Raw genomic sequence first — 23,357 nt, forward strand, 5'->3', positions numbered from 1 at the left:
TCATTCTGCTTTTTTATCCAATTGATCATATTCACGTAAAGTTTGCTGCCATTGTTTGACTTTGACTTGTTTTCGTATGGCTGCAAGACTTTCAAATACTACTGATTCGACCAATTCTTCTAAGTATTTATTATCAATATTCAATTCACTGATTTTTTCTGCAATAAATAAATAATTCTCATTGGGTTGATTTACAGATCCATTGGTAAACGGCTCAATTAAACCTGCACTGATATTTTCACCCAAACGTTGCCCTATACTTTGAATTTGCTGTTCAATTCGCCCACCTACGATTGGGATTAGACGTAATAATTGAGTCAGCTCAGGCGTATCCTCAATTGCTTGATTAACAATAATGCCTACTTTTTGCGTAATGATCGGTTGTTGTGCTTGTAGCGTTTTTGCTAAAGATTCTTGCAATAGGGAAGAAAGGGCGACAGTAAATAATTGACGATGATGATCCACTAAGTCATGAATAATATCTTTATGACTTGAACTGGTTTCCAACTCCTGTCGCACGCCATCTATAACTGTAATCACCACACGATCTGATAATTCTTCCATAACGACACTGTAATAAAAAAGTGCCTTAATTCGAATATTATCTGGAACGACTTTATAACCTAGTTCATGTAAACGATAGGCAATGATACCTGCGCGGAATAAACGTAGAAAACGTAAATGGGGAATAATCGCTAAGATTTCATACCAATGAATAAATGGAAAAAACCACCAACGAGCATGGTGTTTATTCACAATCGCAATTGCCCATCGCACGGCAAGTTCAGCGATTAAAAAAATAATAAACCATGCTTCGGTGATAATCACCCAAGGGTGCAGATAGCTACGATAGAACTCAAGTACACTGGCTAAATGGATCGTATTAAAAAACCACGCTCCAATATTACTCATTAGAAAAAAGTTCATGCCTAAGCAGAACAAATTAAAAACTATAATAAAAACCATGAAAATGTCATAAACAAGAAACAGTTTGAAAAACTTACTGTTAGGATTTACAAGGCTATATTTAGAGTTCTGTTGTGAGTCCTGCTGAGTCATGTGGTCAGTCAATTCCTAATCAGACTATTGATAATATTTAGACTTCATCTGTGAAATCAGTTGGTCTTTCTCTGTCCAAATTTGGTCGACCCATTGCTGGAAGCGTTCGCGGTAGATTGGATCATCTTCATAATTTCCACCAAGCACCCAATCTGGAATTTCTATTTTACGCAAATCCACAGCAATACGTGAAACATCACCTAGCCAGAAATCACCATAATCTGGTGCACCATCAGGATAGACAATTGTCATATCAACCAAAGCATCAATCTTATCGCCTAAGATGTTTAAAGCCAATGCCAAGCCACCTGCTTTTGGCTTAAGTAAGTTTTGGTAGGGTGATTGCTGTTTTGCTTGTTTTTCTGCGGTAAAGCGAGTGCCTTCAAGATAATTGAGTAGTGTAAAAGGCTGACTTAAGAGCTGTTCGCAGGCTTTACGCGCTTCCAACATATCGCGATGTTTCAGTTCTGGGTTTTTAGCCACTTGTTCCTTTGAGTGACGTTTCATCATTGGGAAACCCAAAATCTTAAAGGCTTGCCCGACAAAAGGAATAAAGATGAGTTCCCACTTGGTAAAGAAGCGGGTGAGTGGCATACGCGTGAGACCAAAATATTGATTTACTGTGGTATCAACCCAACTTTGATGATTACAAATCATTATATAACGACCTTTTAAATTCAGATCGAGCTTTTCATCAATACTGATTTCCCATTTAAGATTTGGTAAGACTTTTTCAATCAGTTGATTATTTACGCCAATCCAACTATTCGCCAACTGAATATTGGTTTCATCGACTTTTTTTGATTTTTTAAATAATTTTGTAAAACCAAGAGCAAGAACAGGAGGACCATGTAAAAAAGTACTTCCTGTGATCACAGAACCAACAGTAAGTCCTTTACTTACCCTTTCTAATAACGATGCTTTTTTATTTGTGGTAGACATAAATCAAACCTTGAGTGCTAATTTTCGATAAAACAGTCCTTTTAACTATAAACAACAGATATTTAAATACAACTGTATATTTTTAAATGTTCACAATTTTCATATATTCCAGTAATTATAGATACAGAATCTGGGAAATTAAAATTTTTACCATAGAAGACTTAGATGATTACTTAATTTTCAATAATGTGACACATATCTCATAAACGTGGTTTTATGTAAAACAATAAACAGTGGAGAGAATGTGAGTATAAGATCAAGAAAAGTGCATCAAAATATTACAAAAATATAAATAAACTGTTTATTATTAACAAAATATCAATGGTCTGGCTTGATTTTCTCATTCATTATTTGTTCAGACAACAAAATACATAGACAGGAGCTACGCAATGCGTGCATTAGTAATTTCAACATTAGTAGGGGCTGGATTGGTACTTTCTGGTTGCCAAACAATGAGTGGCCAAGGTAACGATATTGGTGGTGTTTCATACGACAAATCTGCTCTAGGTGCTTTAATTGGTGCGGCAGCTGGTTACGGTGTTTCTAAAGGTATTAACAACGGTAGCAGCAGCCAAAACAACCGTGCAATTGCAATAGGTGCGATTCTTGGTGGTGCAAGTGGTTTATATCTCGATAACAAAGAGAAAAAATTACGTGAGCAAATGGCAGGTACAGGTGTTGATGTAGGTCGTAATCCAGATGGTTCTGTTCAATTGATCATGCCGGGTAGCATTACATTTGATACCAATAAATCAAATATTAAACCTAACTTCTACGGCACTTTAAACAAAGTTGCACAAGTGTTGGCTGAAGATAACAAGAGTGCGATTCTTGTAACAGGTTATACAGATAATACGGGCAATGATTCAATCAATATTCCATTATCTCAAGCACGCGCTCAGTCAGTTAAAAATTATTTAGCTGGTCAAGGTGTTTCAGGTAGCCGTATTGATGCGCAAGGTTTAGGTTCTTCTAATCCAATCGCTTCAAATGCAACTGCTGCTGGTAAAGAACAAAACCGCCGTGTAGAAATTAGCATTTACGCAAAACAGTAATTATTACTGATTTAAAAAAACCACCTTCGGGTGGTTTTTTTATTGTGTCGAACAGCTTGCGACAAACTATGGCGTGTTATTTGTATAAGGCATCATAATTTATACATATCCCAAGATTTACTATTGGGATTCTAAAACAGAGATGTCTATAATCATGCTCGAAAACGTGAGAGGTATTACGAGATGTCATCTGCCAGTCAACTCAATGACAAGCAACTTGAAGCGATGAAATATGTTCAAGGGCCATTGTTGGTGCTCGCAGGTGCGGGTTCAGGTAAAACCTCAGTTATTACACGAAAAGTTGCTTTTTTAGTACAGCAATGTGGTATTCCAGCACATCGTATTACTGCTATGACCTTTACCAATAAAGCCGCACGTGAAATGAAGGAGCGTGTCGGTAAGTTATTGTCACGTGAAGAAGCAAAAGGGCTCTCAGTTTCGACTTTCCATACCTTTGGTTTAAATTTATTACGTTTAGAATTAAAAAACTTACCTCTTAAAGCTAATTTTTCGATTTTAGATGCAGACGACTGCAAACGAATTCTGATGGACTTAATGCAGCGCGATAATATGTCGGGTGCAGAAAGTAAAGAACTCATCGCTAAAGCGATGAAGAAAATTTCTGATTGGAAAAATGACTTAGTTTTACCAGAGCAAGCCCATTCAACGTGTGAAACAGTTGACGATGTACAGTTAGCACATTTATATCAACTCTATGAACGTAATCTGCGTGCTTATAATGCCGTTGATTTTGATGATTTAATTGTGATGCCAACGCGTTTGCTGCAAGAGAATGCTGAAGTCAGAGACAAATGGCAAAATCGTGTTCGCTATTTACTGGTAGATGAATATCAAGATACCAATACTGCTCAATATACCCTTGTAAAACTTCTCGTTGGTGTGATGGGGCAATTCACCGCCGTAGGTGATGATGATCAATCTATTTATGCATGGCGTGGTGCAAAGCCTGAGAATATGGCTTTATTAAAAGAAGATTTTCATAATTTAAAAGTCATTAAACTTGAGCAAAATTACCGATCAACCAGTCGTATTCTAAAAGCGGCTAATGCCGTAATTGAAAACAATCCACATATTTTTGATAAAAAATTGTGGAGTGATAAAGGACATGGTGAGAATATCCGTGTGATCACATGTTTGAATGATGATGATGAGGCGGAACGTGTTGTTAAAGATCTCATCACGCATAAATTGATGAATGGTAAAAATTGGAAAGACTATGCCATTTTATATCGTGGTAATTTCCAAGCACGTGTATTAGAAACGCAGCTACGTCAAATGCAAATCCCATATAAATTATCGGGTGGGCAATCGTTCTTTGCTCGTGCTGAGATTAAAGATGTGATGAGCTATTTACGCCTCATTATTAATCCAGAAGATGATAGTGCTTTCTTACGAATTATTAATACACCGAAGCGTGCAATTGGGCCTGTCACTTTAGAGAAACTAGGATTATTCGCACAAGAAAATACTTTATCGTTATTAACAGCTTCTTCTGATCAACGACTGTCGATGGTATTGCCTAAGAAAGCTGCGACTCAATTACATGAGTTTGCTGACTTTATCGCAACATTTACCCGTGAATTGTTAGATGATGATGAGCCTGTACCTAAAGTTCGTCAAATGATTAACGAGGCAGGCTACATCGATTACGTGCGTGAGCAAGCAGCAACACCTGCTCAAGAAAAAACCAAAATCGATAATATTGAGAGCCTCTATACCAGTATCCAAAATCTGATTAATCGTACTGATGATGTTGATGAAAAGAATATTGAAAGTGTGATTCGTAAACTGGTATTGCTCGATATGTTAGAGCAGCAGCAAGAAGAAGAGGACACGGATAAAGTGAACTTATTGACGCTACATGCTGCAAAAGGATTGGAATTTCCTTATGTGTATATGATTGGCTTGGAAGAAGAGCTATTACCACATAAAAACTCGATTGCTTCAGAAACCATTGAAGAAGAACGCCGTTTAATGTACGTGGGTATTACCCGTGCTAGACAAGGGCTAACCTTGACACTTGCTGAGCAGCGTAAAAACGGTGGTCAAATGCGTCAAATGACACCAAGCCGTTTCTTAGACGAATTGCCACAAGATGATCTAGAGTGGCACGGTCGTAAAAAGAAACTCGCACCGAATGTTGATCCGAAAGAGCAAGCTCAGCAATATCTCGCGAATTTAAAAGCATTATTGAAACGTTAAGAAATAGTAAGTAGGAAGTTGTAATGAAAGTTCAAGTTAAAGTATTAGATGCTCGTTTAGGTCAAGAATGGGCGTTGCCTTCTTATGCCACAACGGGTTCAGCTGGTTTAGATTTACGTGCCTGTTTAGATACTGCAATTGATATTGCGGCTGGTGAAACGGTCTTAGTCAAAACAGGTCTAGCAATCTATATCGAAGATCCAAACTTTGCAGGTTTAATTTTACCGCGTTCAGGTCTTGGTCATAAACATGGTATTGTATTAGGAAACTTGGTCGGTTTGATTGATTCCGATTATCAAGGTGAATTGATGATCTCTGTTTGGAATCGTGGGCAAAGTACATTCCGATTAGAACCAGGTGAACGTTTGGCTCAATACGTTTTAGTTCCTGTAGTACAAGCTGAATTTGAACAAGTGCAAGAATTTGTTGCGACTGAACGTGGTGCAGGTGGTTTTGGACATACAGGTCAACACTAATACTGCTTTCATTATCAATTTAAATGCAATGCTTTGCTTAAAAGCATTGCATTTTTGATATTGATTGTTCTTTGGATTTGTATTAAAAAGCAGCTGACAAATTATTTTAATTTTTCTGAACAAGGGTTAACTAATTTCTTAATAGTTCTGTTTTTTGAATCAGCTAATGATTATAAAAATAGGGGTTCACTGTGAATACAAAATATACATTTCCTCTGAATATTTTTCGTGCTTATGATATTCGCGGAAAATTAAATCATCTAACACCTCGTGTAATTCATTCAATTGGCTATGCTTTAGCACAACAATATAAAAATGCAGGACAATATCAAGTCGTTATTGGGTATGACGCACGTCTAACCAGTCCAACTTATGCCAATATTATTCAACAAATTTTTCAAACAGAGGGTTTAACAGTTACTAACATTGGATGTTGCTCATCGCCCATGATGTACTATATCGCGCGTGATTTTGGTGGGAACGGAATTATGGTAACTGCAAGCCATAATCCTAAATCTGATAATGGAATTAAATGGATTTTACAAGGAGAACCACCTAGCCCTGAGATTATTCAGCAGGTCGGTTTAGCAGCTCAATTTGTCTCAGAAAAAATTGGAAAAAATAGTGATCTACAAGAATTATCGCATCATATTATTCCTGAATTTTGTTTAAAATATCAACAATCATTATTAAGTGATATTCAGTTAAAACGCCCTTTAAAAGTTGCATTAGATGGTTTACATGGTTCAGCAGGTCGTTGTGCAAAACTCGTCTTAGAAAAGTTAGGGTGCGAAGTTATTGCGATTCGATGTGAGGCAAATGGCACTTTCCCAGACCATGCACCTGATCCATCACATGCGGAACATTTAAAACAGTTGCAAGCGGCTATCCTTTTGGAAAAAGCAGATATTGGTATTGCCTTGGATGGTGATGGTGATCGAGTCGTTATTCTGGATGAGCTTGCCCATATTATTAGTCCAGACCGCTTATTGTCTTTATTCGCACAAATTTGTTTAAAACAGCATCCTCAAAAAGAAATCGTATTTGATGTGAAATGTTCACAAATGGTGGCCGAGACGGTACAAAAGCTTCATGGCCAAGCCAAAATGATTCGTACAGGAAGTAGTTTCTTGCGCGCATATTTATCTCAATCAAAAGGCAATGCCGTATTTGGGGGAGAGTATGCGGGTCATTATGTATTTAATGATGGTCGTGGTTTTGGTTATGACGATGGTCTATATGCGGCGCTAAGAGTCATGGAATACCTGACTCAATCAGATAAAGCAAACCTTTCTGCTTTATTAGCAATTTACCCTGAACGTTATTGTACTGAAGATACCTATATCAGTACCCATGATATAAACCCTAAACAAGTTTTAAATGATATTGAAATTCAAAGTCATCGTTTAGGTGCTCATTTAAGTAAAATAGATGGTGTAAGACTTGATTTTGATGATGGTTTTGGCATTATTCGAGCATCTAATACGGGTGAGTATTTCACAGTTCGTTTTGATGCAGATAATCCAAGCCGATTAAGTGAAATCCGCCAAGAATTTGTTTCTATGATGCAAGAGCAATATCCGCAAATTGCACAAGAACTCGCACAAGCTTAATAAGGAGACACGCATGCCACATGAGCATATCGGCATTGATAAAGCAAAAATTTTGATTGAAGCTTTGCCGTATATTCAACGTTTTGCAGGTAAAACGTTGGTTGTAAAATATGGTGGCAATGCAATGACTGATCCAGAGCTTGAAAGCTCTTTTGCGCGTGATATTGTGTTATTAAAAACAGTGGGCTTAAATCCAATTGTTGTACATGGTGGTGGTCCGCAAGTTGACTCTTTATTAAAACGTTTAGGACAAGAGTCTGATCGTATTGATGGGATGCGCGTTACTGATCAAGCCACGATGGAAGTGGTAGAAATGGTGTTAGGTGGTAGTGTCAATAAATCGATTGTTAATCTGATTAACCAACATGGTGGTCGTGCAATTGGTTTAACAGGTAAAGATGGTAATTTACTTCGTGCCCGTAAATTGCTGATGGAAAAACAAGAAGCTGATGGCTCAATTTCTCAAATTGATTTGGGTATGGTCGGTGAAGTGACAGGCGTTAAAACCGATGTGTTGGAAATGTTTACCCAAGGTGATTTTATTCCTGTGATCGCACCATTAGGTGTGGATGAAGAAGGGAATACTTATAATATCAATGCTGATCTCGTCGCTGGAAAAGTTGCAGAAGCATTAGGCGCTGAGAAATTGATTCTTTTGACTAATATCACAGGTGTATTAGACGAAAATAAAAACTTATTAACCGGATTAAGTACACAAGAAGTAGATCGTTTAATTGAAACAGGTGTCATCTACGGTGGTATGATTCCAAAAGTCGGTTGTGCATTAGACGCGGTCAAAGGTGGTGTCGTGAGTGCACATATTGTAGATGGTCGTGTACCTCATGCAACATTATTAGAGATCTTTACTGACCATGGGGTTGGAACGCTGATTACCAATCGTGCGAAGCACTAAAGATTAAAAAGACCTCATTGAGGTCTTTTTTTCGTCATGATCTGTTCACGTTATAGTCATTTCAATGTCATTTAATCGATTTAAGGTAACTCTAGACATAAGGAGCTTTCATTATGCTAGAAAAATTAAATCATTATCGTCAGACATTAACTTCACCTTTACGCCAAAAACCATCACAAAATCAATTTCGTTTTGGGTGGGTGGACAATCTAAAAGAATTACAAGAAGTACAAAGATTTAGAGCAAATCAGTTCTCTCATCAATTTGGTATCTCTTTTGAAGATGGTCTCGATCAAGATCTCTATGACTTTGGTTGCGAGCATGCTGTATTACGTGAGAAATGGACTGGTGAAATTGTTGCCTATACACGCCTTAAATTATTTCAGGGGCACGAGATTGGGCAAAGCTATAGCGCTAAAGAGTTTGATGTTGTACCTAACTTTTCGCATTTACCAAGTATTCTAGAAATAGGTCGTACCTGCGTACATCCACAATTCCGTTCTGGAAAAGCTTTATCAATGCTCTGGTTAAATTTGGTGCCAAAGGTGTTGTGGTCAATGCGTGCTAAGTACCTTATGGGATGTGTCAGTATTCATCTTGAAGATAATTTAGCGCGTGCCTATTACACTCATCGTCAGATTCAGCAATTGGGTGATCACCAAATTATTGATATTCGTTCAAAACGCGCATTCGAACCTGAGAGACCAGAATATAGTTTCCCACAAGATGAACGGATGCCAAAATTATTTGATACATATCTAGGTATGCAATCTAAGCTCTCTAAACAAGCATTTTATGATGAAGATTTCAAATGTTTAGATTATTTTGTTTTCTTAGAAATTAATAAGATCGCGACTTCTTTTGTCATGAATAAAATGGTGCAGCGATAGTTATATCATTGTTAGGCTAATACTGAGCACATATTGAGATTTACAAGATATCTAAACCTCATGCACAATAGGCTTAGATGTTAGACAGTTAGAAGATATGTGCCAGCTATTAGGAATGAATTGCGCGACACCAACAGATATTACTTTTTCCTTTCGTGGATTTTCTCAACGAGCTGGCGTTACATCTGATCATTGTGATGGCTTTGGTATCGCATTTTTTGAAGACAAAGCATGTCGCTTATTTGTTGATAATCAATCTGCAGTTGAATCACCAATTGCAGATTTAGTTCGTAATTATCCTATTAAATCTCGTAATGTGATTGCACATATCCGAAAAGCAACACAAGGCAAAATTACGCTAGAAAATTCACATCCATTTCTACGTGAGTTATGGGGGCGACATTGGATTTTTGCGCATAACGGTGATCTACACGATTTTAATCCTCAGCTTAGTGGTCGCTTTGAACCTGTCGGTAATACAGACAGCGAACGTGCTTTTTGTTATTTATTAGATCAAATGGTTGAAGCGTTTGGATATACAGAACCGTGTATAGAGAAAGTTTTTTCTCTGTTAGAACGAATTTCTCCTGAAATTGCTGAGCATGGTACGTTTAATTTTTGCCTATCCAATGGGCAAGCATTATTTAGTTATGCGACAACTAAACTGCATTGGTTAGTAAGAGAATATCCATTTCAACCTGCGCATTTAATTGATTTAGACGTCAAAGTAGATTTTAGCGAGGTAACGACACCTGAAGATCGTGTTGCTGTTATCACGACGGAACCGCTCACACATAATGAATCATGGACTGCATATCAGCCAGGCGAAATGATTTTATTTCAGCATGGGAAACCCATTAAATATGCACTAACACGTGTTGAACGTTTAATTCGAGAAGCAGACAATCCACTGTTAAAACGAATTACCAAAGCAGATCAATATTAATTAGGTATAATCAAAATTAATACATGATATATACCTTTTTTATAATATGAATTCCTTAACTTTTATATTTAAATTCCATTATGAACTTGGTTTTAAAATTGGTTAAAAAATACTTGAGTGTTTTGATTGGGTAAAATATTTAAATAAATATAAAACAATAGGTTAATTTATTTTATTGAAAATATTTAAAATCTGACAAAAATGCTGTGTTTTTATTTAATTACTTAGTCGATATTATGTCCTTATTCAATAAATCACATTGGTTTTAGGAATCGATATGGGCATGAAATGGTCTACCGAATATAATACAGGAATAGAGGTAATCGATGATCAACATCGACGTATTCTGGATTATATTAATGAAATCGCTGATTTAAAATATTCCCATGATCGTGTAAAAATGAAAAGTGTATTAGATAATATTATTGACTATACACAATCACATTTTACGTTTGAAGAAAGTTTACAAGAAGAAGCAAACTATAAGTATCGTGTACCTCACAAGCGTGTGCATGACTTATTTATCAAAAAAATAGAGGCTTATCGTGAGCGCTTTGAACTGGGTCATGAAATTGATAAAGAATTGCATGAAGCTCTCTCTAAATGGTTAATTAATCATATTCGCCATGATGATGCAGATTATGTAGGTGCAGTGAGAGAAAATATGATTGGAATTATTAAAGAAAATGAAAAGAAAAAAGGAAAGAATTGGTTCTCAAGATTCTTTGCTTAATGAAATAATAAAAATAATAAGACCTCTTATTATAAAAAATAATAAGGTGAGTATGAGTGAAAAATAAGAGGTCAACTTAATATAATAATAACTAGGCGCGGCAAGTCATCTTTATGGTGATTTGCCTTTTTCTTTCGATATCTTTTGTTTTGATTTTCAGACGTGACAAAGGCAAAATAGATTGAATATTTCATTGTAAGCTCCATAAAGAAGCACAATGAGTTCAAAGCTTTTTAAGGAATGCAGTATGCAGGACACAACTCTGTCACGCTGGCTTACACCAGTGATGGCGTTTTGCTTATCTTTTGTCATGATTAGCACATTAGCACCAACTGTGGGTATTCAAATTGATCGTCAATTTGATTTTTGGTTATTGTGGCTAGGAACCATGCTTTTATTAGCACTACCGATTGGTTTTCTTGAAATTGCCTTAGCGAAACGTTCACAGATGACCGCGTTACAAGCCCTTTCTACTTTAACGCGTGATGCTGATGCTTCCCCGAAATGGCGTTTAGTAGGTTGGTTCGCAGTTGTTTTTGTTCCTTTCTTTGCAGGAAGTATGATAAATACATCTGCTCACATTGTGACTGAGCAGCTTGCATTAAATCTTCCTGTTCAAATCCTTTTCGCTGTTTTTGCCGTTATAGCGCTTGGTTTATCTTTTATACCACGCCAATTTTTAATTGGACTTACAACAATTGGAGTCATTGCTGCTTTCATTGGTGCAAATGTGATGGGAACTCAGTTAACTACTTGGCACTGGACAGGTATTGAGTTTAAAGAGTGGGGCAATGCTACAGTGCTTGCTTTAGTCGCAAGTGGTCTAGGTCTAGGATTGTATTGGCAAAGTAGTTTAGCGACAGTGAAGAAACAACAAGCGGTCACAAGTTCAGTCTTTCCGATCTGGGTCGCGCAGCTTATTGCTGTCATTGCATTTGGTTTCTTCTCTACCCAAGCGCAACTTCCAGCATTAGCGTGGGTTTTTGCTGCGATAATGTCTGCTGCATTATTGATCCAATTTGCTAAAGAGCAGTTAGCACAACGCCAACTTGCAATCATTATTCAATGGGGCATTATTCTCGCGGCAATTGCAGTTTGGGCTGTGCCACAAGTTGAACAAATTTTTAATACTCTATTGATGATTTGGGGACTAGTGATTTGTTTGATTTATGCAGTTTTTGCAGGCTGGATTATGAAGATTAGCCATCTTCGTAAAGCTATGGGTTTTAGTAATGAATTATTTTATAACGTATGGCGTATTGCGGTACGTTTAGTTTTACCGCTTTCAATTTTGATTGCGATTGTCGCAGTTATTGGGCAAGTTTTATAATGGAACAGAAACAAGTTTGGGTTGCATTTGCGACACCTGAACAGCAATTTATGATTGGTGTTCCATTCAATGAAGGAATGACTGCACAACAAGCGATTGATGTAAGTGGTTTAGCAGAGCAGGTAAAACTTCCAGAGGTTTTAAATCTTGGGATATTTGGTAGCAAGATTGAGGTAGATACTGTTTTGCAAGTGGGTGATCGAGTAGAGATTTATCGTCCATTAACGATTAATCCTAAAGATATTCGACGCAAGCGTGCCGCAAAGAACCCCGTTGGGCGTTTTATTAAGGGTAATCGTTTTAGACCATCAAGTTCATAAATAAAACCCCTCACGAATGATTCGGTGAGGGGTTTCTTTTTTTTGGAAACTATTTATAGTGGAGGCGCAGTCAGAATCGCTTCTTTTGATGCTGGTAAACCAGGTTGTGATTCGGGAATTGTATCTAAACCTTCTAGACGTTCTACATTGCCATTCGCATCGAAATAAACTTTTAAGTGTTGACCGCGTACTGCTGGTATTTTTGCTTTTTTAGCATAAGTACCAGGGGTGTAGTTGTAGATATAGTCCCAACGTAATGGATTTAATGGATCTGTAACAGTTGGACTACCCAGTAAGAAACGGACTTGCTGAAAGCTCATGCCGACTTGTACTTGTGATGCTTGTGCTTTAGTTAATGGTGTTCCCTGTGGAATATCGACTTTATAAACACCAAAGACTGAACAACCGCTAAGTACTGAAGTGACGAATAACGCCAGCATGATTTTTTGCATTTTGCTACACTATCCTGATAAATGATGATGCATTTGGTTCAAGGATAGATCATACTGCATCTAAACTCTATTGCCTATTCCAACTTAAGATTTGTTGAGAGACCTTTTTAAATGCCTATTTCCAATCAAGACTTACGCAAAGCTGGACTTAAAGTCACCCTTCCTCGTATTAAGATTTTGGAATTGTTAGAAAATTCAAAACAACATCATTTAAGTGCTGAAGATATTTATAAAACTTTGCTTGAACAAGGTGAAGATGTTGGTTTAGCAACTGTTTACCGAGTGTTAACACAATTTGAAGCGGCTGGCATTATCCAACGTCATCATTTTGAAAATAATCATTCAGTTTTTGAAATCATGCAAGAAGATCATCATGATCATCTTGTTTGCTTAAACTGCAACAAAGTTGTTGAATTTACGAATGATATTATTGAGAAAGAGCAACATGCTGTTGCAGATCAGCATAATTTTGCCTTAACTGGTCATTCATTAAACTTATACGGTTATTGTAGTGATTCTGAATGCCAAGATGCTTATCGTAAAAAATGAGTTTTATTTAGTTAAAGCTAAGTACTTTACTAAAATTAAACAAATAAAAAGGAAGGTCATAAAAAACCTTCCTTTTTTAATGGCTTAATTTGAATTATTGACCATCAAAGGTAATATTTCGGCTCGCACTCAATAACTGATCTGTACCTTCTTCTGAAAGTTTAATTGTGAGACGTAAGTCATTTGGCGAGTCAGCATGCTTCAGTGCATCTTTATACGTAATTTCACCTGCTTTGTATAAATCAAATAATGCTTGGTCAAAAGTCTGCATACCTAACTCACGAGAACGCTTCATGAGATCTTTGATTTCATGTACTTCACCTTTGCGTATGTAGTCTGCTAAAAGTGGTGTATTAATCAGAATCTCAATTGCTGCGCGACGTGAATTACCATCTGGCGTTGGGATCAACTGTTGAGCAACCATCGCCTTGAGATTAAGTGATAAATCCATATGCAATTGAGGATGGCGATCTGCTTCAAAGAAGTGGATAATACGATCAAGTGCTTGGTTTGCATTGTTTGCGTGTAGTGTTGCGAGCACTAAGTGACCTGTTTCAGCAAAAGCAATTGCATAGTCCATGGTTTCACGAGAACGAATCTCACCAATTAAGATCACATCAGGTGCTTGGCGAAGCGTATTTTTTAATGCGACTTCAAATGAATCTGTATCAATCCCGACTTCACGTTGAGTGACAATACAACCCGCATGTTGATGTACAAATTCAATTGGGTCTTCAATGGTAATAATATGACCCTTTGAATTTTGGTTACGGTAACCAATCATTGAAGCTAATGAGGTTGATTTACCTGTACCTGTTGCGCCTACAAAGATAATAATACCGCGTTTGGTCATGGCGAGTTCTTTCAGCACGCTAGGGAGCTTGAGTTCATCCATGGTTGGAATAACAGTTTCAATACGACGTAAAACCATTCCAGGCATATCACGTTGTTGAAAGGCGCTTACACGGAAACGAGCTGTTTTCTCACGATTGACGATCGCAAAATTACACTCTCTTGTTTCAGCGAATTCTTTACGCTGCTTATCTGACATAATTGAATGAAGTAACTGACCAACGACTTCACCTGAGAGTTTAGACTTTGAAACAGGCACAATTTGACCGTTGATTTTCATTGAGGGTTCAACATCTGCAGTGACAAATAAATCAGATGCACTTTGTTGAATCATTAAATTGAGTAAATCATTAAAGTCCATGATATTTCTCTAATCCGTTTATTATTATAGGAATGACTCAGGTTGTTTTGCTGCAGTACGGGCAACTTGAGGACTAATAACACCTTTTGAAACCAAGGTCTTAAGACTTTGGTCAAGTGTAGTCATACCGTAGTTTGCACCCGTTTGGATGGCAGAATACATCTGAGCCACTTTATTTTCACGTACAAGGTTACGAATGGCTGGAATTCCAATCATGATTTCATGCGCTGCAACACGACCACCACCATTTTTCTTCAATAATGTTTGTGAAATAACGGCTTGTAGTGATTCAGAAAGCATGGCACGAACCATATCTTTTTCTTCGGCAGGGAATACGTCGATGACACGGTCAATCGTTTTAGCTGCAGAGGTGGTATGCAGTGTACCAAAAACCAAGTGACCTGTTTCAGCCGCAGTTAAAGCAAGTCGAATGGTTTCTAAATCACGCATCTCACCGACAAGAATAATGTCAGGGTCTTCACGAAGTGCAGAACGAAGTGCTTGGTTAAAGCCATGAGTATCACGATGCACTTCACGTTGGTTAATCAAACATTTTTTAGATTGGTGTACAAATTCAATAGGATCTTCAACTGTTAAAATATGGTCATAACGGTTTTCATTAATATAATCAATCATCGCAGCGAGCGTCGTTGATTTACCAGAACCCGTAGGTCCTGTAACCAAAACGATACCACGTGGATAATCACAAATTTCTTTAAAAATTGAACCTAAACCAAGGTCTTCCATGGTTAAAACTTTAGATGGAATGGTACGGAATACTGCGCCAGCGCCACGGTTTTGGTTGAATGCGTTCACACGGAAACGTGCAATATTAGGCACTTCAAATGAAAAGTCAGTTTCTAGATCTTCTTCATAATCACGACGTTGTTTATCATTCATGATGTCATACACTAAGCGGTGTACATCTTTATGTTCTAGTGCTGGTAAATTAATACGACGGACTTCACCATCTACACGAATCATTGGTGGCATACCTGATGAAAGATGTAAGTCTGAAGCACCGTTTTTAACTGCAAATGCTAGTAATTCTGTAATATCCATGATTTCCCCGAAACAATCAAAATGCCTCATTCTTTTATAGAATAATATACGGCTTTCACTCTGTGTTACCAACATATTATAGAATGTGAGAGAAAAAAAGATTTTGTAAGTGAGAACTGTGTCAATGAATAAATCTGAGCAATTCCGTCAATCTGTTTTAAATCAAATAGAGCAAGCCTGCCAGCTGGTGAAACGTGATCCTTCAACTGTGCAATTGTTGGCTGTTTCAAAGACTCATCTGAGCCAAACCTTACGAGAAATGTATGCTGTTGGTCAGCGTTGTTTTGGTGAAAATTATTTGCAAGAAGCCTTGAATAAAATTGATGAGTTACAAGATTTAGATATTGAATGGCATTTTATTGGTCATGTACAACGTAATAAAACCAAGCATTTAGCAGAAACATTTGATTGGGTGCATGGAGTCGATCGCTTCATTATTGCAGAACGGTTATCCAATCAACGTTTGGAAAATCAAAAACCGTTAAATATCTGTATTCAGGTAAATATTGATGGGCAAAATTCTAAAGATGGCTGCCAACCAAATGAGGTTTTAGAATTGGTTCATCAAATCAGTCAGCTTCCAAATATCCGTTTACGTGGATTGATGGTGATTCCGGCACCTGAAAATTATGCTGCGTTTATCGATGCCAAAGCCTTATTTGATGAAGTTAAGTCTCAGCATGCACAGCCGCAAGACTGGGATACATTAAGTATGGGCATGTCTGCCGATCTTGAAGCTGCGATTGCAGCAGGTTCAACTATGGTCAGAGTAGGAACAGCATTGTTTGGGAAAAGAAGTTAATTTATTATTAAAATTAAATTGTATGTAATGATTAAAGATGTAAAATATTTCGTTTTTAAATTGGAGGTATTTTGTTTAATATAACCTTTTTAAATAATTATTAAAAATGAATTTAGATTGTCTAATTTCTTTTTTAATTTATGAAGCCAAATATTTAAATTTATAGAGCTATATATCATGAATAAAATTTTAATGACCTCATTATTAATGTTAATGGTCGTTTTTTCAGGCTGTGTTACTACACGTGGGATGGTTACCTTAAATGGTCCAAAATTAATTAGTCAGCCAGAAAATTTGAACAAAATAGCAATTATTAAACTTGTTGAAGATGATCGAATTTTTGAAAATAAACCCAAAACTCCAAATATTCCTTCGTTAAAGGGTGGTTTAGATAAAGCAACTTCTGAAGATAAAGCTAGAGCGATTGCAAGAAAAAGAAATGCTTATGGTCAAGCACTTGGAGATATTATGCTACGCGAAGGTACAGTTGCTTCAACTGTACAGAAGCGTGTAGTTAGTGCTTTAAATCAAGCAGGATATAAAGTTTTACCAGCATCTGAGGAAAATAATCAGAAAGCGGACTTGATTATTTCAGTGAAAATTAATAAGTTTTGGTCTTGGGTTGAGCTTGGTTTTTGGGCTGCAAAATTAAATACTGAAATTGAAACAACAATTTTAAATGAAAAAAAACCTACGAAAGAAACTATAGTTGAAACAAAAATTACCAAATCAGTTCAAGCTGTTACTGGTGCAATGTGGATAAAAAATACTAATCTTGCTTTAGATGATTATGAAGCTAAACTAGTAAGTAAATTAAAAGAGTTGAACTCAAATTAATTTAGTGTTTGTGCTGCTTGAATTTTTTTATTAAAGTTTTTAATTAAAATAACTTTTATAATAATCTTAAAACTAAAAGCCTCAGTTAAAATTGAGGCTTTTCGATCATCCAACCACTTCAATCCGACTCGAACCTGACCCAATCGGTTGTACTTGAATTTGTACAGGAATACGCTCATGCATTTCCTGAATATGTGAAATTAACACCACTTTACGACCCTGACTTTGCAGCTGATCTAAGGCATTCATCACCATATGTAAAGAAGAGGCATCCAGCGTCCCAAAGCCTTCATCAATAAACAGTGATTCGATTTTCATGGAACCAGAGGCCATATTGGCTATGGCCAAGGAAATCGCAAGGGCAGTCAGGAAAGACTCACCACCAGACAGTGAAGCCACTGAACGAGTTTCTCCATCCATATCATGGTCAATAATAGCAAGGCTGAGGGAGTTCTCTAAACGCTTTAAGGTATAACGCTGCGATAGCATTGCTAATTGTTGATTGGCATATTCAAGCAGAATATCCAGATTATATTGCTGGGCTAAATCACGGAAATCCTTACCTTTAGAATCGCCAATTAAACTGGAAATTTTATTCCAGCGATGTTCCTGCTGCTGAATCTGCTGGATTTGATCTGCAAATTGCTTTTGCTTGGCAAGGTTTTGTTGATGTAGTTCCAGTTTCAGCTTGAACTGATCATGTTGTTCGCCTTGCTGTTGTAGCTTCTCACGATTGAGATGCATATGCTCAAGCAACTGGGGATATTCGATGGATGGCTGTTGTTGCTGATGCATCTGTAATTGCTGTTGCAGCGTTTTCAATGCAGAGGCGGCCTCATTGAGCAAACGTTCTGCATGTTGTAGCGATGTTCGTATTTGCTGTTCTTGCTCAGCACGAATAGCAAGTAAATCAGCTAATTGATGCTCTTCAAATTCAGCATGCTGGTCTAACCATGCTCGAATTTCAGTCTTGGATTGGATGAGGGTAGATTGTTGTTGCTGCTGTTGGGCTTTGAGCTGTTCCAGTTCATTTTTCTGCTGTTCAAAACTTTGACGAGCCTGTTCAAAACGCTGCTTGATCTGCTGATATTGATTTTGGAGTTGCTGACGCTGTTGATCGTGTTGGTTTAACCATTCATTGGCTTTAAGTTCGGTTAAACCTGTCATCGCTACAATCAGTTGATGCGCTGACTCTGTATTTTGTTTGCCTTTAATCTCGACATCTTTGAGTTGCTGACTAAACTCCGCATGTTGAGTGATCAAGCTGGTTAAATTGGACTTTAATAGATTCAGTTGCTGTTCAAGCTGCTGCTGTTGTTTGCTGAGTGTTTCAGCTTGTTCAAGCTGTTGAACACGTTGCTGTAAACGTTGTGCTATCTGTTGGCTGTAGCTCAGCGTTTGCTGTTGCCATGAGTTTTGTTCATCGCTGCTCAGGCAATCTACAACATGCTGAATCTGTTGCTGTGACTGCTGTACGCTTTCCAGTTGATAGCGGATATTTTGAATCGTTTGAGTCAGGTAATAGTGGTCTTTATTGGCCTGAAGCAGTTGCTGTAACTCAATTTCAATCTGCTGTTTGAACTGGGTTGTCTCATTGATGCATTGCTGTTGAGCTTTAGCCATTTCCACATGCGACTGAGTTAAATCTAAGGGGACGTCGAACTGTGCTGCATGTTTGACTAACTCCTGATGTTGCAGTTTGAATTTACCATCCGCTTGTTGCATGGCAGATTGCAATTGAGTCAGTTCGGTACGAATCTGGGTAAATTGCTGCTGTGTGTTTTGCCAAAGTTGAAAGCATTGTTGCTCTTGTTGAATGGCCTGTTGCTCTTGCTGTTGTTGAAGTTCATACAAGGCTTTGGAGAGCTGACTGGCATCGTCACGGTAGGGGTGTTCGGTGCTGCCACAGACCAGACAGGCTTCGCCGTGTTTGAGTTCAGCACGCAGATGTTCAATATTTTCAGCATGTAGTAAACGTTGTTGTTGCAATATTTGCTGCAATTTTTCCCGTTCAGTTTTGGCAGACTGGAATTCACCTTGGCTGGTTTGTAGTTGTTGTTCAATCTGCTGGTGTTGTAGCTGTGTGCTACTGAGCTGATGACTTAGTTCATCACATTCTTTTTTAAGTTCAAAATAATGCTGCAATTTTTGTTGAATAATATCCAGTTGATTCAGTCGAGCCTGTTGTTGCTCTCTGAGTTTTTGTTTCTGCTCAATTTGGTTTTCAATCTGTTGTGGTGTGCCAAATTTTTGAATGAGCCCATTTAACACGATCTGATCTTGTTCAAGCTTGGACTGTGCGTGTTGAATCGAACCTAAATTCTGTTCGACTTTTTGGTATTGCTGAATAAATTGCTTGAGTTGCTGCAGATGTGCATTCAAGCCTTTATCTAAAGCGGAGAATTGTGTGCTCTGTAGCAATTGCTCCGAGCAGCTTTGTTGTTGTATGGATAGGCTGTGGCGACTTTGTTCAAACTGCTGTTGTTGCTCGAGCAATGGTTGTTGTTGCGCTTCGTTTTGGTTTAAGCGGACTTTGGTTTTCTTATATTCATCGGCAATATATTCACGTTCCTGTACATATTTACGCACTTGAGTGAGTTCATGCTGATGGTTTTGTTCAAAGCTTTGAAATTGCTGTAAGGCTGTTTCAGCTTGGGTATAAGCTGTTTTTTCTTGCTCAAAGTGAGTGCTTAACGTCGTAAAGTGCTGCTGCTTATGTTGAATCTGCGGTTCAAGCTGTTGCAGTGCTTTTTCTAGTTGTTGCTGTTGGAACACAACAGGACGAATGCCTGAGAAGGTTTCGAGTTGGCTGAGTCGACTGCGATCTGCTGCTAAAGCCTGATGTGCTTGAATTTGAATGTCATGCTGTTGTTGTTTCAGTGTGATTTCAGTTTGAAGTTTCTGTCGCTGTTCAAACCATTGTTGCTGTTGATTGAGCTGAACTTTGTTGGCTTCCAACTGTTGAACCTGTTGCTGTACCTGCTGGAATTGAGCCTGTAATTCGGCAATTTCTTCATCTGAACGAATTTCAATATGACCGAGCACATTTTCGAGTTGCTTGCGCTGGTTGCTAATTTCACGGGTCTTTTCAAAAGCCAGTTGTCCAATTTTGGCAAAAATACTGGAGTTGGTCAGATATTCGAGTAATTCACCACGTTCATTATCGCGTGCCTTTAAAAATGCGGTCACTTCGGACTGCGCCAACAGTACCGCACGAGTAAATTGCTCAAAACTGAGTTGGGTAATTTGTTGAATATGCGCTTCAACCGCTTTGGTTTTATCTGCAATCACCACGCCATCGGTCAGACATTTGAGTGAACGTTGTACACTTTGTAGTTTGCCACTGGCATTTTCACGGGCACGTTTAATTTCCCAACGTGCGAGGTAATGTTTCTGGTCTTGCGCCACAAAACACAGTTCGGCAAAACCATGGCCTGTGCCGCGACGTAGAACCGTTAAAGGGGAGTTGGTCAGCAGTTCAGAACCATCGACATCTAACAGCTTACCGTCACTTTCTTTGAGGCGTGGAATTTTATTAAATAAGGCCAGACACATGGCATCTAAAATCGTAGATTTACCTGCGCCGGTTTTTCCGACAATGGCGATCAGTCCCGCACTGGCCAAAGGCTCAGTTTCAAAATCAATAAAATGCTCATCTGCCAGAGATGCCAAATTTTTTAGTCGAATTGATAAAATTTTCATGGCAGGTCCTTAAACAGTCTGATCATCTTCAAGTTGCTTTTGTGCTTCTGCGACCAAACTCATAAAGTCTTGAGTGACTTCATCATCGGCGTGATAGCCTTTTTTCTCCCAAATTTGCTGAAATAGTTTTTCGGGTGTCGGTGGTTCTAAACTAATAGTTTGCTTGCTCTCGGCAGTACTTTCATTGGAGAGATATTGTCTGGAAATCCGCACCAGTCGATAACGATCTTTGGGCAAGGCATCTTCAAATTGTTGTCGTAGATTAGGCTGTGGTGGCGTCGTAGTGTGATATTCGATATCGACATATTCACGGTGCTCCAGATTTTCGATCGGTTCATTAGGTAGATTGCGCAGACGTTGCATGACCACACTGAGTTCATCTTTAATTTTATGCAGTTGAATACTTCGGGGTATTGGCAACGCTTCAAAGCTAAACGCGTCTTCATTTTTTTTAGGATCAATGCTGACTTCAACCACTTGATGTTTATAGTTGATTTCACTAAATGACAAAGGAATTGGTGAACCGCTATAACGAATATGTGGATGCTGTACCTTTTGTGGTTTATGTAAATGACCCAGCGCCACATAATCAATGCTGTCATCGAACAGCGCTGTAGATAATGCCTCTTCATTGCCAATGATAATCGGCCGCTCTGAATCGGAGGTTTCTCCACCTTGCATATGCGCATGTGACATTAGAATTAAGGCTTGATCATCGCTTTTACGGCGTTTGGCTTCTTCAATTAATTGTTGGTGTAGATAAGCAATTGCATTTTGGCTATTGGTGGTCTGTTCATTAAAGCCTGTGATTTCAGCTGAACGTAGAAATGGTAGGGCAATACACCACGCCACAATCTGTTTTTGCTCATCATAAATCGGCAAAATTAAACGTTCTAAATCGAGGCTTTTATCTTTATTCCAGCGAATTACACCAACGGTTTTGGCATTGTATTTTTCTAATAAGGGTTCAACTTGTTCAATCCGATAACCCGAGTCATGATTGCCAGCAATCATTAAGGTTTGCATCTGTGGGGCAACTTCATGGGCATCCGCAAGGAATTGATATAGTTGTTTTTGTGCCTGTGAGCTGGGATTAATCACATCAAAAATATCGCCTGCAATCAATAAGGCATGCGGTTGTTTTGCTTTGATTTGCCCAAGTAACCATGCCAGAAATTTTTCATGTTCGTAGTGGCGGGAATGATTATAAAAAAACTGCCCCAAATGCCAGTCAGACGTATGAAAAAAACGCACGGTCATAAATGAATCTAAACATAAAATAAACCCGAATAAGGTAGCACGGATTCAGCCAAAAAGTAGAGCCTTGCAGCGTTGAATAACATAGACAAGATATGTCTTGATCATTATGAAATGATCAACTAGTTTGTTACCAACATTATTACTAAAAAACAGGAAATAAAAGAATGAGTTTAGGAAAAGTAAGCCGTGAAATCATGGATCATATTATGTTAATTGGTTTAGACCGAGTGGCAAAACGCAATGCTTTTGATAGTCATATGATTGAAGATTTATCTTTAGCTTTAACTGAATATGAAAATAATCCTAAACTACGTTGTGCTGTGATTTTTGCACATGGTGATCATTTCACTGCGGGCTTAGATCTTGTTGAATTACAGCCCAAAATCCCTCAAGGGATTTTTAGTTTTGAAGAAGGACAAATTAATCCTTGGGGTGTTGGAGGGCGGCATAGAACTAAGCCTGTCGTTGTTGCGGTGCAAGGGATTTGTTACACCGCTGGGGTAGAGTTGATGTTGAATGCAGATGTTGTTGTCGCTAGCGAAGACACGATTTTTGGTCAGCTTGAAGTATTACGCGGAATAATGCCTTTTGGTGGAGCAACAGTGCGTTTTGTGCAGGCTGCAGGTTGGCAAAAAGCCATGCCGTATTTATTGACAGGAAAAACTTTTGATACCCAAAAAGCCAATGAGCTGAATTTGCTTTCTGAAATTGTTGCTAAGGGCAACCAACTTAATCGGGCTATCGAGATTGCCCAAGAAATTTGTATTGCTGCGCCACTTGCATTGCAAGCATTGTTGGCTTCAGCAACTGATGCAGTCACTCAGGGAGAGGTTTTTGCATTTCAGAATATGGACAGTTACCTCAAGCCATTGTTTGCATCGCAAGATGCTCAAGAAGGCGTACGTGCGATGCTTGAGAGACGTCCACCACAGTTTAAAGGTGAGTAAGCTTTGGTTTGAGTTCATCTGAAGTTTATTTTG

The 23,357-nt window shown here is 38.1% G+C and carries 21 protein-coding genes; 14 read left to right on the top strand and 7 right to left on the bottom strand.

The genetic code is table 11. The features are described from left to right. Both AAV96_RS12445 and AAV96_RS12450 read right to left on the bottom strand, forming a co-directional pair. Positions 1–1,059: a hypothetical protein gene (locus AAV96_RS12445; RefSeq protein ID WP_046739529.1), complete on the bottom strand. Its 1,059-nt coding sequence runs from the start codon at positions 1,057–1,059 to the stop codon at positions 1–3. A gap of 24 nt (positions 1,060–1,083) precedes the next feature. Beyond that, positions 1,084–2,001, bottom strand: a complete 918-nt coding sequence (locus tag AAV96_RS12450; RefSeq protein WP_046739530.1) for an acyltransferase — start codon at positions 1,999–2,001, stop codon at positions 1,084–1,086. Positions 2,002–2,390: 389 nt separating this feature from the next. On the opposite strand from AAV96_RS12450, the gene AAV96_RS12455 reads away from it, so the two are divergent. The 10 genes from AAV96_RS12455 (at position 2,391) to AAV96_RS12500 (ending at position 12,500) form a co-directional block, all read left to right on the top strand. Next, on the top strand, positions 2,391–3,056 hold the full coding sequence (locus AAV96_RS12455; RefSeq protein WP_004663439.1) for an OmpA family protein: 666 nt from the start codon (positions 2,391–2,393) through the stop codon (positions 3,054–3,056). A 183-nt stretch (positions 3,057–3,239) separates the two neighbouring features. Beyond that, entirely contained in the window at positions 3,240–5,279 is a 2,040-nt protein-coding gene (rep, locus tag AAV96_RS12460) for a DNA helicase Rep (RefSeq protein WP_004663438.1), read from the top strand. A gap of 23 nt (positions 5,280–5,302) precedes the next feature. After that, a complete protein-coding gene (gene dut / locus AAV96_RS12465; RefSeq protein ID WP_004663437.1) occupies positions 5,303–5,755 on the top strand; it encodes a dUTP diphosphatase in 453 nt (150 codons plus the stop codon). A gap of 191 nt (positions 5,756–5,946) precedes the next feature. Further along, entirely contained in the window at positions 5,947–7,368 is a 1,422-nt protein-coding gene (locus AAV96_RS12470) for a phosphomannomutase/phosphoglucomutase (RefSeq protein ID WP_046739531.1), read from the top strand. A gap of 13 nt (positions 7,369–7,381) precedes the next feature. Then, the gene (gene argB / locus AAV96_RS12475; protein ID WP_004663435.1) at positions 7,382–8,281 is read left to right on the top strand and encodes an acetylglutamate kinase; all 900 of its coding nucleotides are present in this window, start codon (positions 7,382–7,384) and stop codon (positions 8,279–8,281) included. Positions 8,282–8,394: 113 nt separating this feature from the next. Next, entirely contained in the window at positions 8,395–9,171 is a 777-nt protein-coding gene (locus AAV96_RS12480) for a GNAT family N-acetyltransferase (protein WP_046739532.1), read from the top strand. A 97-nt stretch (positions 9,172–9,268) separates the two neighbouring features. Further along, the gene (locus AAV96_RS12485) at positions 9,269–10,117 is read left to right on the top strand and encodes a class II glutamine amidotransferase (RefSeq protein ID WP_046739533.1); all 849 of its coding nucleotides are present in this window, start codon (positions 9,269–9,271) and stop codon (positions 10,115–10,117) included. Between the two features lie 277 nt (positions 10,118–10,394). Next, positions 10,395–10,850 (top strand): bacteriohemerythrin, encoded by a 456-nt coding sequence (locus AAV96_RS12490; RefSeq protein WP_004663432.1) that lies wholly within the window; start codon positions 10,395–10,397, stop codon positions 10,848–10,850. A 247-nt stretch (positions 10,851–11,097) separates the two neighbouring features. Continuing rightward, positions 11,098–12,180, top strand: a complete 1,083-nt coding sequence (locus AAV96_RS12495) for a membrane protein (protein ID WP_046739534.1) — start codon at positions 11,098–11,100, stop codon at positions 12,178–12,180. Then, the gene (locus AAV96_RS12500) at positions 12,180–12,500 is read left to right on the top strand and encodes an RnfH family protein (RefSeq protein WP_046739535.1); all 321 of its coding nucleotides are present in this window, start codon (positions 12,180–12,182) and stop codon (positions 12,498–12,500) included. Before AAV96_RS12495 ends, AAV96_RS12500 begins: the two co-directional genes overlap by 1 nt. Before the next feature lie 53 nt (positions 12,501–12,553). Here the strand turns inward: AAV96_RS12500 and AAV96_RS12505 are convergent, their stop codons facing one another. Next, complete coding sequence (locus AAV96_RS12505; RefSeq protein WP_004663429.1) at positions 12,554–12,952, bottom strand: outer membrane protein assembly factor BamE; 399 nt, start codon at positions 12,950–12,952, stop codon at positions 12,554–12,556. Positions 12,953–13,063: 111 nt separating this feature from the next. Between AAV96_RS12505 and fur the strand changes: the two genes are divergently transcribed. Beyond that, positions 13,064–13,501 carry a ferric iron uptake transcriptional regulator gene (gene fur / locus AAV96_RS12510; RefSeq protein ID WP_004663428.1) on the top strand — a complete coding sequence of 146 codons (438 nt, stop codon included), beginning with the start codon at positions 13,064–13,066 and terminating at the stop codon, positions 13,499–13,501. Positions 13,502–13,595: 94 nt separating this feature from the next. Here fur and AAV96_RS12515 read toward each other — a convergent pair whose 3' ends face one another. Together AAV96_RS12515 and AAV96_RS12520 are read right to left on the bottom strand one after the other, a co-directional pair. Then, the gene (locus AAV96_RS12515) at positions 13,596–14,714 is read right to left on the bottom strand and encodes a PilT/PilU family type 4a pilus ATPase (protein WP_004663427.1); all 1,119 of its coding nucleotides are present in this window, start codon (positions 14,712–14,714) and stop codon (positions 13,596–13,598) included. Positions 14,715–14,738: 24 nt separating this feature from the next. Further along, complete coding sequence (locus tag AAV96_RS12520; protein WP_034601609.1) at positions 14,739–15,776, bottom strand: type IV pilus twitching motility protein PilT; 1,038 nt, start codon at positions 15,774–15,776, stop codon at positions 14,739–14,741. Positions 15,777–15,900: 124 nt separating this feature from the next. Here AAV96_RS12520 and AAV96_RS12525 point away from each other — a divergent pair, with 124 nt between their 5' ends. Both AAV96_RS12525 and AAV96_RS12530 read left to right on the top strand, forming a co-directional pair. Beyond that, complete coding sequence (locus AAV96_RS12525) at positions 15,901–16,578, top strand: YggS family pyridoxal phosphate-dependent enzyme (protein WP_046739536.1); 678 nt, start codon at positions 15,901–15,903, stop codon at positions 16,576–16,578. A 177-nt stretch (positions 16,579–16,755) separates the two neighbouring features. Then, positions 16,756–17,415, top strand: a complete 660-nt coding sequence (locus AAV96_RS12530; protein WP_046739537.1) for a flagellar biosynthesis protein — start codon at positions 16,756–16,758, stop codon at positions 17,413–17,415. A gap of 105 nt (positions 17,416–17,520) precedes the next feature. Here AAV96_RS12530 and AAV96_RS12535 read toward each other — a convergent pair whose 3' ends face one another. Continuing rightward, entirely contained in the window at positions 17,521–21,117 is a 3,597-nt protein-coding gene (locus AAV96_RS12535; protein ID WP_046739538.1) for an AAA family ATPase, read from the bottom strand. 9 nt (positions 21,118–21,126) lie between these two features. Further along, positions 21,127–22,377: an exonuclease SbcCD subunit D gene (locus AAV96_RS12540; protein ID WP_046739539.1), complete on the bottom strand. Its 1,251-nt coding sequence runs from the start codon at positions 22,375–22,377 to the stop codon at positions 21,127–21,129. Between the two features lie 164 nt (positions 22,378–22,541). Here AAV96_RS12540 and AAV96_RS12545 point away from each other — a divergent pair, with 164 nt between their 5' ends. Then, entirely contained in the window at positions 22,542–23,324 is a 783-nt protein-coding gene (locus AAV96_RS12545; protein ID WP_004663418.1) for a crotonase/enoyl-CoA hydratase family protein, read from the top strand. Positions 23,325–23,357: the final 33 nt, after the last annotated feature.

Source organism: Acinetobacter sp. AG1 (genome assembly GCF_001005525.1).
GTDB classification, from domain to species: Bacteria; Pseudomonadota; Gammaproteobacteria; order Pseudomonadales; family Moraxellaceae; genus Acinetobacter; species Acinetobacter modestus.